A 15,315-nucleotide genomic window follows, 5' to 3' on the forward strand; every position below is an offset into this window, starting at 1 on the left:
CCAACCGCACCCGAGGACTCGCCCATGGAGACTCAGACATCGCCGGCCCTGCTCCTGGGCCGCTACCGCACCATAGAGCTGCGCGATACCGGCGGCTTCGGGTCGGTCCTGGTGTGCTGGGACGTGCGCCTGCAGCGGCGCGTGGCCGTGAAGTGCCTGCCGCTGGACGCCGAGGGCGACGCCGCGTCGGTGGTCGACGAGGCCCTGACCGAGGCCCGCGCCTCCAGCTTCCTCACCCACCCCAACATCGTCACGGTCCACGACTTCGCCGTGGACGACCGCTACGCCTACATCGTCATGGAGTACGTGGACGGCGTGACCCTCGCCGAGCTCATGGCCCGGGTGGAGGGGGGCGTCCTCATCTGGTGCGAGGTGGCCCACGTGCTGAGGTCCGTGGCGGCCGCCCTGGCCTACGCCCACGACAACGGCGTCCTGCACCTGGACATCAAGCCGGCCAACGTCATGGTGGCCCGGGACGGCTCGGTGAAGCTCGCGGACTTCGGCATGGCCTCCATCGCCAGCGCCGCCGGCTGGGGCGGGGCCCGGGGCGGCACCGTGGGCTACATGCCCCCCGAGCAGCTCTCCGGCGACCTCGTCGACGAGCGCACCGACGTCTTCGCCCTGGCCGCCGTCTGCTACGAGGCCCTCACCGGCCTGCGGCCCTTCGAGGCGACCACGCCGGCCGCCTCCCTCAAGCTCATCGAGAAGGGCGCGCCGCCGCTCTCCGACGCCGAGGAGGGCCTGGCCGGCCCCGCCACCCTGGCATTCCAGACGGCCCTCGCCCCCTCCCCCGCCGGCCGCATGACCGACCCCGAGGAGTTCGCCGGCGAGGTGCTGCCCTCCCTCGGCGACCCCGACGAGGGCCGCGACTCCATCGTCTCGCTGCTGGACGACGAGGGCTCCGACGAGGAACCCTTCGACGAGGACGCCTGGCGCGCCCTCGACCCGCCCGGCCGCCGCATCCCCTGGCTCCCCGCCGCGGCCGCCCGCCTGGCCTCGGCCGGCTGCACCGCCGCGCTGGCATGGCAGTGCGCCGCCCCGCTCGCCGGCCTCGGGCCCGTGGCCGTGGTCTGCCTGATCGTGGCGGCCGCCGTGGCCGGGGCGGCGGTGCCCACGGCGGCCTGCGCCGCGGGGCTCGCCCTCGCCGGCGTCGCGTGCGCGGCCGCCGGCATCGCCGCCGGGCTGCCCGCCCAGGCCGTGGTCGGCTGCGCCGTCGCGGTGACCTGCGGGTTCGTGCCCCTACGCCTCGCGGGCGGCCGAGCGCCGCTGGCCCCCGCGGTCCTGGCGGCGCCGGCCCTCGGCGCATGGACCGTGTGCCCGGCCCTGGCCGGCTTCGCGCTGGAGCCCGCCGCCGCAGCCGGAACGGCGGCCGCCGCGACCGTCGTCACCTGGGCGGTCACCGGTCAGGGGGCGCTCTGGTCGGCGGACCCCGCCGCCGTGGCCCAGGCCGTCGCCTCCGTGCCGGCCGCCCTGGCCTCGCCGGGCCCCTGGGCAGCCGCGGCCTTCTCGGCGGGGGCGGCCGCCCTGGCCTCGGCCATGGGGCGCAGGGGGTCCGAGGGCGCCGCGGCAGCGGGGCAGGTGCTCGCGCTCGTCGTCACGCTCGTGGGCTGCTCCCTGGCGGGGGGTCTGGAGTTTGGCGGGATATGGGGCGCACCGTCGGGCGCCGCCATGGGCCTTGCGTTAGGCTCTACGGTACTTATGATCGTCGCGATCACGTTGTTCGGGCCTCCCGAATTGCGTCGGGAAGGGGAAGACCGTGAACTTTCTTAACGTGTTCGAAGAGCGTATAGCAGGCATCTTCGGATCGTCGTCCCAGGCCGCAGCACCCCTCTCCTTCAAGAAGCTCGCCAAGAAGGCCTCGTCGGAGATGGAGAACGAGACCTACGTCATCAACGGCGTGGACACCGCGCCGGCACTCTTCACCGTGCTCGTGTCGCAGGCGGACGACGCCGCCATGCGCCCGCTCTACGCCACCCTCACCGAGGAGACGGCCCTGTTCCTGGAGGCCCACGCCCAGCGGCGCGGCTACACCTTCGTGGGCCAGCCCCTCGTGCGCTTCATGGTGGACCCCGCCCTCAAGCACGGGAAGTTCTCGGTCTTCGCCGAGAACGTGGACGCCCGCACACTCGACCGCCTGCGGGAGGAGGAGCGCGCCTACACCGGCGCCCCCGCGGGCCAGCCCCGCCAGGAGCCCCGGGCGGCCGACCTCGACCTCGGGCTCGGGCCCATCGGCACCCCGGCGGCCGACCCCTCCCAGGACGGCCTGGACGTCATGAGCCCCGACACCGTGCTCGACGTCGTGGAGGACGCCTACGCCATGGAGCACGGCCCCGCGGCGCCCCTGCCCGCCGGCTACCGCAGCCCGGGCACGCCCGTGCCCCCGGCCCAGCCCCGCGCCGGCTATATGGGCTCCGTCGCGCCGTCCGACGAGGTGCGCGCCCAGCAGGCCCGCGCCCGCCACAACGACCAGCGCCTCGCCGCCCCGGCCCCCGCACCCGTCCCGGCCCCTGCGGCGACCCCGGCCCCGGCTCCCGCGCCGGCCACCCAGCGCCGCAACGTGCCCCTCGTGAACCCCCACGCCAACCAGCGCCCGGCCTCCACGCCCGTGGGCGCCCTGCTCATCGACCGCCAGTCGGGCCGCACCTACTCGTGCACCTCCGACCGCTGCGTCATCGGCCGCGAGCGCACCACCGGCGGCATCGTCCTGCGCGACCCCAACGTCAGCCGGCGCCACGCCGAGCTCTCGCACCACGGGTCCGGCTGGACCATCACCGACCTCAACTCCACCAACGGCACGCTGGTCAACGACGTCGACGTCGACCAGTGCGCCCTTCGTGACGGCGACCTGATCACCCTCGGCCTCACGAACCTCGAGTTCCGGGAGGGCTGATGATCGACATCGTCCTGTTCGCGGGCCGCATCCTCCTGGTGGTGCTGCTCTACCTCTTCCTCTTCGCCGTCATGCGCACCGGCATCGGCCTGGTGAAGGGGCAGCGCAAGGACTCCGCCATCTGGACCCTCGACCTCGAGAAGGGTCCCCGCAACCTGCGCGGCCTGCACGTGGACATGCTGGGGCCGGTGGTCATCGGCCGCTCCCCCAGCTGCGACATCGTCATCGACGAGCCCTTCGTGAGCGCCAACCACGCGCGCCTCACCATCCAGGGGCCCGCCCTGGTCCTCGAGGACCTCGAGTCCACCAACGGCACCATGGTCAACGGCCGCACCGTGACCGAGCCGGTGACCCTGCGCGACGGCGACGACCTCCAGGTGGGGGACGCCGTCCTTAGGGTGAGCCGCCGATGACGGACGAGCAGCACCTGCCCGTGCCCGCGAGCGTCACCCAGGCAACGGCCCCCTCCCGACCCATGCTCGACCTCGAACGCAGACCCGGATCGGACTCCGAATCCGGGTCCAACCAGCGTCTCGCATGGGGGTCCCGCTCGGACGTGGGCCTCATCCGCGACCACAACGAGGACTCCTACCTTTGCCGGCCGCCGCTCTTCGCCGTCTCGGACGGCATGGGCGGCCACGCCGCCGGCGAGGTGGCCAGCTCCATCGCCATCCACACCATCGCCAAGGAGGCGCCCTCCTCGGCGGACTCCGCCCAGCTCGGAGCCGCCATCGAGGCGGCCAACATGGACGTCCTCACGGCCCCCGAGACCGGGCGGGGCCGCGAGGGCATGGGCTGCACCGCCACGGCCTGCATCATCGAGGACGACCGCATGGCCGTGGCCCACGTGGGCGACTCGCGGCTCTACCTGCTGCACAAGGGCGCCCTCGTGCGCGTGACCCACGACCACTCCTTCGTGGAGGAGCTCGTGGACGCCGGCGAGATCACGGCCGACGAGGCCCGCGTGCACCCCTCGCGCTCCGTCATCACCCGCGCCCTGGGCTCAGACCCCGACATGTACGCGGACCACTTCACCATCGGCGTCGAGGCCGGCGAGCGCGTGATCCTGTGCTCCGACGGCCTCTCGTCCATGATCACGGACGCCGAGATCGAGGACATCTGCGTTACCTCGGCGAGCCCCCAGGTCTGCGCCGACGCCCTGGTGTCCGCCGCCCTCATCGCCGGCGGCCACGACAACGTGACCGTCATCGTGGTGGACATCAGGAACGACGGCAAGGAGGACATCCGCCGCCGCGGCCGCCGCCGTGCGGTCCTGGCCTGGGTGGGCGTGCTCGCGGCCTTCCTGGCCGTGGCGGCCGCCGCACTCTCCCTCTTCATCAACAGCACGTTCTACCTCGCCCCCTCCGGCGACACCGTGGGCATCTACCAGGGCATGGAGGGAGACTTCCTCGGCGTGCCCCTCTCCCACCTCGTGGAGGAGACCGACGTCCCGGTGGCCTCCCTGCCCGAGGCCGTGCAGGGCCGCCTCTCCGAGGGCATCTCCGTGGAGTCCGAGGACAAGGCCCGCACCACGGTGGAGGACTACCGCCGCCAGATCCAGGAGGCCGCCGACCAGGCCAAGGAGACGGCCGACACGCTCAAGAGCTCCGGCGACCAGGGAGGTGCCGCGTCATGATGGGACACGTCTCCACCTACGCCCAGGAGCGCCTCGAGCGCGGGGCCAACCGGCGCACCACCGAGCTCCTGCTCCTCTGCGCCGGCGCCGTCCCCGTGCTGCTCATCTACGCCATGTACGTGGTGGACACCGGCGCGGCCCTCACCTTCGAGACCGTGGCCGTGCCCATCTGCCTGTTCGCCGCCTTCGCCGCCGCGCACCTGGCCGTGCGCATGCTGGCCCCCGGGGCCGACCCGGCCATCCTGCCCATCGTCTTCGTGCTGTCGGGCATAGGCATCACGTTTGTCACACGGCTGGCGCCCACGCTGGCCATGAACCAGGTGACCTGGCTGTTCCTCTCGGTGGCGGCCATGGTGGTCACGCTGTTCGTGGTGCGCAACCTCGACGAGCTGGCCGACTACAAGTTCACCATCGGCATCGTCGGCGTGGCGCTCATCCTGCTGCCCATGGTCTTCGGCACCGAGCAGGGCGGCTCCAAGCTGTGGCTCAGGCTGGGCTCGTTCTCCTTCCAGCCCGGCGAGCTGGCCAAGATCGCCATCGTCCTGTTCCTTGCGAGCTTCTTCGCGGCCAACCGCGAGCTCCTGAGCGTGTCGAGCCGCAAGATCGGCCCGCTCACCCTGCCGCGCCCGCGCATGCTCGCGCCGGTGCTCTGCATGTGGGGCCTGTCGCTGCTCATCGTGGTCTTCGAGCGCGACCTCGGCAGCGCCCTGCTCTTCTTCACCATCTTCGTGGTGATGATCTACGTCACCACGGGCCGTGCCAGCTACGTGCTCATCTCCGTGGCCCTGCTCGCCGTGGGCGCCGTGGGCTGCTACTTCCTGTTCAACCACGTGCGCGTGCGCTTCAACATCTGGCTCGACCCCTTCGCCGACGCCCAGGGCGGCGGCCTCCAGATCGTGCAGTCGCTCTACTCCCTGGCCGACGGCGGCCTCTTCGGCGCCGGCGTGGGCCGCGGCATGCCCCGCCTCATCCCTGTGGTGGAGTCCGACTTCATCTTCTCGGCCATCGGCGAGGAGATGGGCCTGCTCGGCGCCAGCGCCGTCCTCCTGCTGTTCATGCTGTTCGCCGTGCGCGGCTTCGCCACGGCGGCGCGCGCCAAGAGCGACATGGCCGCCTTCACCGCCACGGGCCTCACCACCTCGGTGTGCTTCCAGGCTTTCCTCATCGTGGCCGGCGTCACCAAGTTCATGCCGCTCACGGGCGTGACGCTGCCCTTCATGAGCCAGGGCGGCTCGTCGCTGCTCGCCAGCTTCATCATCGTGGGCCTGCTCCTGCGCTGCGGCGACCAGGGCACGGGCCACAACGTGCTGGTGAGCGGCTCGGGCGTGGCCGGCTCCACCGTCACCCCCGCGCTCCACGCCAACGGCGTGTCGCAGGTGCACGACGCCCTCAAGGACAGCCCCTACGCCATGGTGAGCTTCGGCATGGAGACGCCCGAGTCCGGCGTGCTCGGCCGCGTGGCCCTCTCGCACCGCCTCACGGCGCTCGTCACCTTCTTCACGGTGCTCTTCGCCCTGCTCATCGCCAACCTCACGTTCATCCAGGTCATCAAGGCCGGCGACTACCAGTCCATGCCGTCCAACAACCACACCATCGCCCGTTCGGCCAAGGTGCAGCGCGGCGCCATCATCACGTCGGACGGCGTGACGCTGGCGGAGTCGCTCAAGCAGTCCGACGGCACCTACGTGCGCAGCTACCCGGCCGGCAACCTGGCCGTGCACACCGTGGGCTACCTCTCCACCCAGTACGGCGCCACCGGCATCGAGAGCACCATGAACAACGCCCTCACCGGCCACGCCGACCACTCCAGCTGGCAGGGGGCCATGAACTCCCTCGCCGGCATCGAGCAGCCGGGCGACTCCGTGGTGCTCACCATCAACTCCAAGATCCAACAGGCGGCCGACGAGGCCCTCGCCGGCCGGGTGGGCGCCATCGTGGTGCTCGACCCGTCCACCGGCGCCGTCCTGGCCAAGTCGAGCGCGCCCACCTACTCCTACGACGACCTCGCCTCGGCCATCACGGGCGCCAGCGGCAACGGCGCCCTCGTCGACCGCACCACCCAGGCCCTCTACGCGCCCGGCTCCACCTTCAAGGCCGTGACCCTCTCGGCCGCCCTCAACTCCGGCGCGTTCTCGCTCGACTCCACCTTCGACGCCCCGGCCTCCATGGACATCGGGGGCGCCGCGGTGACCAACGACGGCGACCGCGAGTACGGCACCCTCACCCTGCGCGAGGCCTTCGCCGTCTCGAGCAACGTGGCCTTCGGCCAGCTCGCCGTGCAGGAGGGCGCCGGCGAGCTCGTCAAGTACGCCGAGGCCTTCGGCTACGACGGCTCCCTGGGCCTGGACTTCTCGTGCATCCCCTCCGTCATGGCCAACCCCGGCGACATGAGCGAGTGGGAGACCGCCTGGGCCGGCTGCGGCCAGCCCGTGGGCGAGCACGCCGGCTCCAACGGGCCCCAGGCCACCGTCATGCAGAACGCCGTGGTGGCGGCCGCCATCGCCAACGGCGGCGTGGTCATGAACCCCTACGTCGTCGACTCCGTGCTCTCCCCCGAGGGCACCCAGATCTCAAAGACCGCCCCCAAGTCGCTCGGGCAGGCCATCTCGGCCGACACCGCCCGGGAGGTCACCGACGCCATGGTCTCCGTGGTGGAGTCGGGCACCGGCGGGGCGGCCTCGCTGTCGGGCGTCACGGTGGCCGGCAAGACCGGCACCGCCGAGACCGGCAGCGGCATCAACTCGCTCTTCATCGGCTTCGCACCCGCCGACAAGCCCACCCTGGCCATCTCGGTGTGCATCGAGGGGTCCAACGACGCGGAGGCCCGCGGCGTGGCGACCTCGATAGCCGGCAAGGTCATCGCCCGGACCCTCCAGATCCAGGCGGCGGCATGATGGAGACGACCGCACCACCCACGCACCACTGACAGACATCGACGGCACCAGGCACAAACGCAGTTAAAACAGGACACAGGCAGGGCGCCCACATCTCGAGCACCACGGCCCCGGCACGTACGGAACAGGAGCGGAATATGCCAGAGCGGATCCTTGGCGGACGCTACAAGGTACAGGGAAAGATCGGCATCGGCGGCATGGCCACGGTGTACCGCGGGACCGACGAGGTCCTGGGGCGCACGGTGGCCATCAAGACCATGCTGCCGCAGTACGCGGCCGACCCCTCATTCGCCGCCCGCTTCAAGCAGGAGGCCCAGGCGGCCGCCGCCCTCCAGAGCCCCTACATCGTGGGCATCTTCGACTGGGGCAAGGACGGCGACACCTACTACATCGTCATGGAGTACCTGCGCGGCACCGACCTCAAGAGCGGCATCCGCACCCACGGCGCCCTCGACTCGCGCAAGGTGGCCCAGATCGGCTCCCAGATCTGCCAGGCCCTCTCGGTGGCCCACAAGCACGACATCATCCACCGCGACATCAAGCCACAGAACATCATGGTGCAGCCCGACGGCACCATCAAGGTCATGGACTTCGGCATCGCCCGGGCCAAGAACAGCCACCTCACGGCCGACAACTCCGTGCTCGGCACGGCCCACTACGTCTCGCCCGAGCAGACCCAGGGCAAGCCCCTCGGCCCCACCTCCGACATCTACAGCCTCGGCATCGTCATGTACGAGGCCAGCTGCGGCAAGGTGCCCTTCGACGGGGACGACGCCATCTCGGTGGCCCTCAAGCAGGTCAACGAGCAGCCCGTGCCGCCCTCGCAGGTCAACCCCAACGTGGACCCGCAGCTCGAGGCCATCATCATGAAGTGCCTCATGAAGGACCCGCAGGCGCGCTTCCAGACCGCCGACGAGCTGCGCCGCGCCCTCACCGACTACCTGGCGGGCCGCGTGGTCTCGGTCTCCAACAACGCCACCACGATGATCCCCGCCGGCCCCACCAGCCGCATGAACCGCGCCGGCGGCACCCAGCAGATGAACCGCGTCTCCAACCCCTCCGGCGCCACCCGCGTGGCCGCCAAGGTGGAGAGCGATGACGAGGACGACGAGCCCTCGGGCGGCGGCACCGGCAAGAAGGTGGGCATCATCGTCGGCGTGATCGCCGCCATCGCCCTCGTCGGCGCCATCGTTTACTTTGCCTTGGGCAACCAGAACACCACCCAGTCGGTGCCCAACTACATCTCCATGACCCAGGACTCCGCCGTGGCTGCCATCGAGCAGACCGACTTCTTCCAGGTGGGCTCGGTGACCCAGGAGTACAGCGACACCGCCGAGGAGGGCACGGTCATCGACCAGGACCCGCAGTCCGGCACCCTCCAGGAGCGCGGCACCAAGATCAACCTCACCGTGTCCAAGGGCAAGAAGCCGGCCCAGGAGGTGACGGTGCCGTCCCTCGACAACATGACGCCCGACCAGGCCCAGGAGGCCCTCTCCAAGCTCGGCCTCGTGGCCAAGGCCGGCGACTCCGTGTTCAGCGACTCCGTGGACAGCGGCCTCGTGGTGAGCCAGTCCCCCGCCGCCGGCACCACCGCCAAGGAGGGCGACACGGTGACCTACAGCCTGTCCAAGGGCAAGGACTCCAAGTCGGTGCCCGACGTGCGCGGCTACTCCGAGTCCAGCGCCACCTCCACCCTGCAGAACGCGGGCTTCGCCGTGTCGGTGGGCAACTCGGTCTACAGCGACTCCGTCGACGAGGGCTGCGTCATCTCGTACACCCCCGACGGCGAGCAGCCCGCCGGCACCACCATCTCGCTCACCATCAGCAAGGGTCCCAAGCCGACCCCGCAGCAGCCCACCACCCCCACGACGCCGTCCCAGGGCGGGAACTCGGGCGACAACTCGGGTAACCAGGGTGGCGACACCGGCAACGAGGGCGGCAACTCCGACAACCAGGGCGGCGACACCGGCAACGAGGGCACAGGCGACACCGGCTCGGACTCCAACACTCAGTAGCCGACGGCATCATCGAGAGACCCGAGGGGCCCGCGCATCCGACGACGCGGGCCCCTTCCCATGTCTGTCCCATTGGTCGGACACTTTTGTCCCAACACCCGGACACTTTTGTCCCACGCGAGCCCCTGCCGCCGTCCCCTGCCCCGCCGTCCCATGCCGCCCGTGTCCCCCGTGCCCCTCGGCACCTGAACGCGGTTGAGAGCGACTCCGGACGGCCGAACGGGCCGGAATCCGCCCTCAGACGCGTTCAGGGGCGCCAAATCCGCCCTCAACCGCGTTCAGGTGGGAAAGGGGGCGCCCTCAGACGCGTTCAGGTGCCGAGGGGAGACGGCCGGGAGAGGGGGCCGGCCGCCGGGTCGCGGCAGCAAAAAGGCCGGGACGCCCGTTGGCGGTCCCGGCCTGCGGTTATCGTGGTGCGCCTGGGCGGATTCGAACCGTCGACACCCGCTTTAGGAGAGCGGTGCTCTATCCCCTGAGCTACAGGCGCGTTGTGCAAAGGCTATTCTAGCCTACTTGGCACCCCGCTTGCGCTGCTCGCGGGCCAGACGGGCCTCCTCCTCGCGCCGGAAGTCGTCGTCCACGATCTGCTGCATGCGCTTCTCGGTCATGCCGGCCACGGTGGCCTCGATCTTGCGGCGGATGGGGCGCACCTTCACCCAGTCGAAGATGAAGCCGCCGATGATGCACACGTACGCCAGGATGATGCAGACCATGGCGGCCATACCCATGGGGGTGCCCGGGTCGCTGGAGGCGCCGGGGACGATGAACATGCAGATCCAGGAGACGGCCGTGAAGGCGAGGCCGGCCCCCAGGAGGATCCACCACAGGCGGCGCAGGCCGGCGTAGGCCGGGTCCTGGCGCTGCAGGATGTTGCTGACCACCGTCACACGGTCGCGCTCGTCGCGCTCGCGGCGCTTGAGCTCCTTCTTCTCCTCCTTGGAGAGGGTGGCGGGGTTGGCCTTGGAGCGAGCCTTGGACCGGCGCTCCACGACCTGCACCGTGGAGCCCGCCTGGGACACCGGCTTGGCCCGGGAGGCGCCCTTGCGCGTCATGCCCGAGACGCCGTCGGTGCGCTGCTTCTGGGAGCGGTCGTTGTTGGGATTACGCTGAGACATGCTGCTCCTTTGCGGGAACGAACGGCTCCCCGCAGACGATCTCGTACGCCTCCTGGTACCGCGCGGCCGTGCCCTCGACCACGTCGGCCGGGAGGTGGGGCGGCTCCCCCTCCATGTCCCAGTTGGCCCGCAGCCAGTCACGCACGTACTGCTTGTCGTAGCTGGGCTGGACCTCGCCCTCCACGTAGGTGGAGGCGGGCCAGAAGCGGCTGGAGTCGGGGGTGAGGCACTCGTCGATGAGGACGATCTCGCCGTCGATGAGTCCGAACTCGAATTTTGTATCGGCGATGATGATACCGCGCTCGGCGGCATACTCGGAAGCCGCCTTGTACAAGGCTATGGAGAGGCTGCGCAGACGGTCCGCCACCTCGGGCCCCACGATCTGGGCGCACCGCTCGAACGAGATGTTCTCGTCGTGGTCGCCCAGCTCTGCCTTGGTGGAGGGGGTGAAGATGGGCTCGGGCAGTTTGGAGGCCTCCCGGAGGCCGTCGGGCAGCGCGATACCGCACACGGTGCCGTCCTCGTCGTAGGTCTTCTTGCCGGAGCCGGTGAGATATCCGCGCACGATGCACTCCACGGGCAGCGGCTGGGCCTTCCTCACGAGCATGGCGCGGCCGTCCAGGTAGTCGGCCCACCGGGAGAACTCCTCGGGGAAGTCCGCCACGTCCATGGAGACCATGTGGTTGGGCACAAGGTCGGCGAAGCGGTCGAACCAGAACGCCGAGATGCGGGTGAGGACCTCGCCCTTGGATGGGATCTCGTCGGGCAGCACGAAGTCGTAGGCGCTGATGCGGTCGCTCGCCACCATGAGGAGGTTGTCGCCGCAGTCGTAGATGTCGCGGACCTTGCCCGAGCCGTCCGGCCGCCTGTCCATGGTCTCCATATGGGTCCTCTCCCCCGTCTGTGGGCCTCGGCGCCCCTCTCTCCGGACGCACTGACCCTCCATTGTAGAGGAACCCTAATGCGTAGACCCGAGGCCGCGGACGCGGTGGGAGGGCTGCTCGGCGGGGATGTGGACGATGAACACGGTACCCTGCCCGAGCTCCGACTTCACCTCCACGAAGCCGTTGTGCTTGGAGACGATCTCCTTCACGAGGGAGAGGCCCACGCCGAGGCCGCCGCTCACGCGCTCGCGGCTGGCATCGGAGCGCCAGAAGCGCGAGAAGACGCGGGGCAGGTCCTCCTCGGCGATGCCGATGCCCGTGTCGGCCACGGAGATGACCACGTCGGAGCCCTCGCGGCCCACGGACACCACCACGTGGCCGCCCTCGGGCGTGTAGCGCATGGCGTTGCTCATGAGGTTGATGACGGCCTGCTTGATCATGTCGGGGTCAGCCGCGCAGCGCAGCTCGTCGGAGGGGGCGCGGCCGATGTAGGTGAGCTCGAGCCCCTGGTCGCGGAAGAGCCCCTCCTGGCTCTCCACGATGCCGCCCACCAGCGCGCCGATGTCGCAGGTCTCCAGCTTGACGGCCGTGGTCCCGTTCTCGATGCGCGAGAGCCGCAGCATGGCGTCCACGAGGCGCGACAGGCGGCGCACCTCGCTGGCCACGAGGGCCAGGTGCTCGTCGTCGGCCGGCAGCACGCCGTCCTGCATGGCCTCCACGTTCACGAGCATGGCCATGAGGGGCGTACGCAGCTCGTGAGCCACGTCGGAGGTGAGGCGGTGCTCCATCGTGAGGTCGCGCTCGAGGCTCGTGGCCATGTCGTCGAAGGTCTCCCCCAACCGGCCGATCTCGTCCTCGCCGTCCACGCGGCAGCGGGCCGTGAGGTCGCCGTTGCGCAGGGCCTTGGCGGCCTGCGCGATGCGCCGGATGGGCTTGGAGAGGGAGTGCGAGATGAACACGCCCATGATGCAGGCGAGCAGCATGGCGGCGCAGGCCGCGGCCGCGATGGCCCCGTAGGAATTCTTGCGGAACGCGGCGTCGGACTTGGTGAGCAGGGCGTCGGAGCCGAAGGCCCACACGCGCACGGTGCCCACGCGCTTACCGTCCACCTCCACGGGGGCCGTGACGGCAGACTCCGGCGCGGCCGGGGCGAGCGACACGGAGGGCGCGCCGTCCTCGCCGGTGGCGGCCGAGGCGGGCCATGTGTCGTCGTAGATGATCGTGCCGTTGGCGTTGATGACCTGGATGCCCACGTCGGACGCCTGGGCGCTCGCGGCGCTCACCACCTGGTTGGTGGAGGCGCCCCAGCCGTCGGCGGCCTTGTAGGCGCGGGCCAGCATGCTGGCCGTGTTGGAGGCCATGCGCTCCATGTTGTCGCGGGTGTAGCTCTGGAACTGCCCCTCCCACACCACGCCGAGCACCGCCACGAGCAGGGCGGCCGTCATGACCGCCGTGAGGGCGAACGACAGGATGAGCCGGCTCGAGAAGCTCGGCCCACGCCCGACGTCCGCCCTACCGGTCTGCCATGCGGCGCCCTGGCCCTCGGTGTGCTCCTGGCCGTCCTGGCCCTCGTGGGCGGTGCTGTGGGAGTCGGCGCGGGCCATGGGCTACTTCTGCTCCTCCGCCGGCTTCTCCGGGGCCTCGAAGCGGTAGCCCACGCCGTGCACGGTGTAGAGCCACTTGGGGTTGCGGGGGTCGTCGCCCAGCTTGGCGCGGAGGTTCTTCACGTGGGAGTCGATGGTGCGCTCGTAGCCCTCGAAGTCGTAGCCGAGGACCTTCTCCACGAGCTCCATGCGGGTGTACACACGGCCGGGATAGCGGGCCAGGGTGGTGAGGAGCTTGAACTCGGAGGCCGTGAGGTCGACCTCCTTGCCCTCCACCATCACCTTGTGGCCGGAGATGTCGATGACCAGGTCGCCGAAGTCCAGGACCTCGATCTGGGGCTCGGCCTCCACGCGGGCGCGGCGCAGCAGGGCACGGACGCGGGCCACGAGCTCACGGGGCGAGAAGGGCTTGATGAGGTAGTCGTCGGCGCCGAGCTCGAGGCCGATGATGCGGTCCTCCACCTCGCCCTTGGCGGTGAGCATGATGATGGGCACGTCGGAGGTGTCGCGGATGGCGCGACACACGCGCTCGCCGGACAGCTTGGGGAGCATGAGGTCGAGGATGATGAGGTCGAAGGTGTGCTTCTCGAACTCCTCCACGGCCGACTGGCCGTCGCCCACGGAACGCACCCAGTAGCCCTCGCGCTCCAGGTACGCCTGCACGGCGTCGCGGATTACCTTCTCGTCCTCAACCAACAGAATGCGCTTGGCGTCTGAAGCCATGGAGGGCCCCCTTGCTCGCAAAAAACCGGTGCAACGGCCCGGTGTCGCGGGCCGTTCCATATAACTGAACAAATACCAGTCTACCCCAGCAAGGGAATTTCCATCCAAAGGGGGGCACGGGTGACAAGGGTGAAAGGGACCGGCCCGCCTAGGCCACGGAGAAGGCCCGGACCGACACCGCGGAGGGGTAGCCGGTGGTGGGGTCCTTGACGGTGCAGAACGTGACGAAGGTGTCGCACGTTCCCACGCGGGCCGGGTACTCGCCGTAGTCGACGGCGCGGTCCTCGGCGGCCAGGGTGCCGTAGGTCGAGTTGGCGAGGTCGGCGACCACGTAGCTGGCCCGCACCTTCACCACGAAGACGTCGCCCTTGCCGGCCGGCGCCGCCAGGGGCTCGCGGGCCACGGAGACGAACGAGCCGTCCCCCTGCGACACGTAGGTGCCCATCTTGCCCAGCTGGCCGCCCGACTGGTAGTTGGCCTCGATCTGGAAGACGAAGCGCTCCCCCATGCGCACGGCCGAGAAGGGCCTGACGGTCTGGGGCAGCACGAGCTGGTCCACCTGCTTTGAGAGGTCGGACGCCAGGTCGTAGGCGGTGATGCCGTAGTAGACGCCCTCATCCTCGCGCACGCGGGGCACCAGGGTGACCACGCCGTCGGAGACGGTGGGCTCGCAGGCGAAACGCCCGTGGGAGGTCACCGCCACAGAGCCCTCGGCCCGGCCGGCGCGCCAGATGTGGCAGGTGGAGTCCTGGGTGGACTGCGACCCGGAGGCCATGGGCATGACGAGCCACACGACGGCGTCGCCGGAGCACGCCATCAGGGGAGGCTCCCACTCGGTGTCGGCCGAGTAGAGCTCCACGGGCTCGCCGGCGAGGGCGCCGCCCGAGAAGGCCGAGCCGTAGAGGGTCCAGGAGCCCGAGACGGTGTCGAGCTCCACCCAGGCGTAGACCGAGTCGGAGCAGCGGGCCTCGTAGACCACGTAGGTGGCACCCTGGGTGCGGGGGCGCTCCACCACGGTCTGGACCGTGCCGGAGGCCAGGGAGAACGCGCCGGCGCTCACGGGCGGGTTGGCGTTCTCGCCGGTGAGCGTGCAGGCGATCCACTGGCCCTCCGACGGCGTGAGCACGGTGCCCAGGGGCAGCGTCCACGCGCCGGTCTGGGTGAGGCCGGGGGCGGCGTCGGCGGCGGTGTAGGAGTCGAGGACGCTCGTGGCCGAGCCCTCGTCGACCACCACGGGGTCGGGAGCCTGGGTGTCGGCCTGGCCCTTGGACGAGCAGCCCTGGATGGAGCTCAGGGCCGAGCCGAGAAGCGCCACGGCGCCGATGCCCGCGCCGCCCTTGATGAGGGTGCGGCGGTCGATGGCGGGACGGTCGGCACCCTCGGGGCGCGGCACGGCGTAGCCGGCGGCCGTGCGGGTGGCGGCGGGCCGGGTCTTGGGCGTCTTGGGCCTGGTGCTGCCGGACGGGGCCGGGCGGGTCCGGCCGGCAGCCGGGCGAGCGCCGCTGCGGCCGGCGGCCCGGCGCGGCGTGGGCCGGCGCTGGGTCGATGCCATGG

General features: G+C 70.7%; 11 protein-coding genes and 1 tRNA gene. 6 read left to right on the forward strand and 6 right to left on the reverse strand.

Annotated features, from left to right (window positions below; genetic code table 11):
• Positions 1–24 precede the first annotated feature (24 nt).
• From NFR49_RS05980 to pknB, 6 genes are all read left to right on the forward strand, one after another.
• Positions 25–1,770: a serine/threonine-protein kinase gene (locus NFR49_RS05980; protein WP_251158717.1), complete on the forward strand. Its 1,746-nt coding sequence runs from the start codon at positions 25–27 to the stop codon at positions 1,768–1,770.
• Positions 1,757–2,890, forward strand: a complete 1,134-nt coding sequence (locus tag NFR49_RS10160; RefSeq protein WP_275557141.1) for an FhaA domain-containing protein — start codon at positions 1,757–1,759, stop codon at positions 2,888–2,890. Before NFR49_RS05980 ends, NFR49_RS10160 begins: the two co-directional genes overlap by 14 nt.
• Positions 2,890–3,303: an FHA domain-containing protein gene (locus NFR49_RS05995; RefSeq protein ID WP_135977836.1), complete on the forward strand. Its 414-nt coding sequence runs from the start codon at positions 2,890–2,892 to the stop codon at positions 3,301–3,303. The genes NFR49_RS10160 and NFR49_RS05995 overlap by 1 nt, the downstream gene beginning before the upstream one ends.
• Positions 3,300–4,526 (forward strand): Stp1/IreP family PP2C-type Ser/Thr phosphatase, encoded by a 1,227-nt coding sequence (locus tag NFR49_RS06000; protein ID WP_251158719.1) that lies wholly within the window; start codon positions 3,300–3,302, stop codon positions 4,524–4,526. The genes NFR49_RS05995 and NFR49_RS06000 overlap by 4 nt, the downstream gene beginning before the upstream one ends.
• The gene (locus NFR49_RS06005) at positions 4,523–7,420 is read left to right on the forward strand and encodes an FtsW/RodA/SpoVE family cell cycle protein (RefSeq protein WP_251158720.1); all 2,898 of its coding nucleotides are present in this window, start codon (positions 4,523–4,525) and stop codon (positions 7,418–7,420) included. Before NFR49_RS06000 ends, NFR49_RS06005 begins: the two co-directional genes overlap by 4 nt.
• Positions 7,421–7,557: 137 nt before the next feature.
• The gene (pknB, locus tag NFR49_RS06010) at positions 7,558–9,435 is read left to right on the forward strand and encodes a Stk1 family PASTA domain-containing Ser/Thr kinase (protein ID WP_251158721.1); all 1,878 of its coding nucleotides are present in this window, start codon (positions 7,558–7,560) and stop codon (positions 9,433–9,435) included.
• Positions 9,436–9,846: 411 nt separating this feature from the next.
• Here pknB and NFR49_RS06015 read toward each other — a convergent pair.
• From NFR49_RS06015 to NFR49_RS06040, 6 genes are all read right to left on the reverse strand, one after another.
• Positions 9,847–9,922, reverse strand: a tRNA-Arg gene (locus tag NFR49_RS06015).
• 22 nt (positions 9,923–9,944) lie between these two features.
• A complete protein-coding gene (locus tag NFR49_RS06020; RefSeq protein WP_251158722.1) occupies positions 9,945–10,550 on the reverse strand; it encodes a hypothetical protein in 606 nt (201 codons plus the stop codon).
• Positions 10,537–11,433 (reverse strand): phosphoribosylaminoimidazolesuccinocarboxamide synthase, encoded by an 897-nt coding sequence (locus NFR49_RS06025; RefSeq protein ID WP_251158723.1) that lies wholly within the window; start codon positions 11,431–11,433, stop codon positions 10,537–10,539. The genes NFR49_RS06020 and NFR49_RS06025 overlap by 14 nt, the downstream gene beginning before the upstream one ends.
• 75 nt (positions 11,434–11,508) lie before the next feature.
• Positions 11,509–13,038: a HAMP domain-containing sensor histidine kinase gene (locus NFR49_RS06030; protein WP_251158724.1), complete on the reverse strand. Its 1,530-nt coding sequence runs from the start codon at positions 13,036–13,038 to the stop codon at positions 11,509–11,511.
• A 3-nt stretch (positions 13,039–13,041) separates the two neighbouring features.
• Entirely contained in the window at positions 13,042–13,761 is a 720-nt protein-coding gene (locus NFR49_RS06035; protein WP_135977842.1) for a response regulator transcription factor, read from the reverse strand.
• Between the two features lie 148 nt (positions 13,762–13,909).
• Positions 13,910–15,313, reverse strand: a complete 1,404-nt coding sequence (locus NFR49_RS06040; protein ID WP_251158725.1) for a Tat pathway signal protein — start codon at positions 15,311–15,313, stop codon at positions 13,910–13,912.
• Positions 15,314–15,315: the final 2 nt, after the last annotated feature.

Origin of the sequence: Caniella muris (assembly GCF_943193035.1) — a bacterium.
GTDB classification, from domain to species: Bacteria; Actinomycetota; Coriobacteriia; order Coriobacteriales; family Atopobiaceae; genus Granulimonas; species Granulimonas faecalis.

Coding starts and splice junctions, on each gene's coding strand:
- NFR49_RS06040 (WP_251158725.1), bottom strand. CDS start 15,313: ATGGCATCGACCCAGCGCCGGCCCACGCCGCGCCGGGCCGCCGGCCGC.
- pknB (WP_251158721.1), top strand. CDS start 7,558: ATGCCAGAGCGGATCCTTGGCGGACGCTACAAGGTACAGGGAAAGATC.
- NFR49_RS06030 (WP_251158724.1), bottom strand. CDS start 13,038: ATGGCCCGCGCCGACTCCCACAGCACCGCCCACGAGGGCCAGGACGGC.
- NFR49_RS06025 (WP_251158723.1), bottom strand. CDS start 11,433: ATGGAGACCATGGACAGGCGGCCGGACGGCTCGGGCAAGGTCCGCGAC.
- NFR49_RS06005 (WP_251158720.1), top strand. CDS start 4,523: ATGATGGGACACGTCTCCACCTACGCCCAGGAGCGCCTCGAGCGCGGG.
- NFR49_RS06000 (WP_251158719.1), top strand. CDS start 3,300: ATGACGGACGAGCAGCACCTGCCCGTGCCCGCGAGCGTCACCCAGGCA.
- NFR49_RS05980 (WP_251158717.1), top strand. CDS start 25: ATGGAGACTCAGACATCGCCGGCCCTGCTCCTGGGCCGCTACCGCACC.
- NFR49_RS06035 (WP_135977842.1), bottom strand. CDS start 13,761: ATGGCTTCAGACGCCAAGCGCATTCTGTTGGTTGAGGACGAGAAGGTA.
- NFR49_RS05995 (WP_135977836.1), top strand. CDS start 2,890: ATGATCGACATCGTCCTGTTCGCGGGCCGCATCCTCCTGGTGGTGCTG.
- NFR49_RS06020 (WP_251158722.1), bottom strand. CDS start 10,550: ATGTCTCAGCGTAATCCCAACAACGACCGCTCCCAGAAGCAGCGCACC.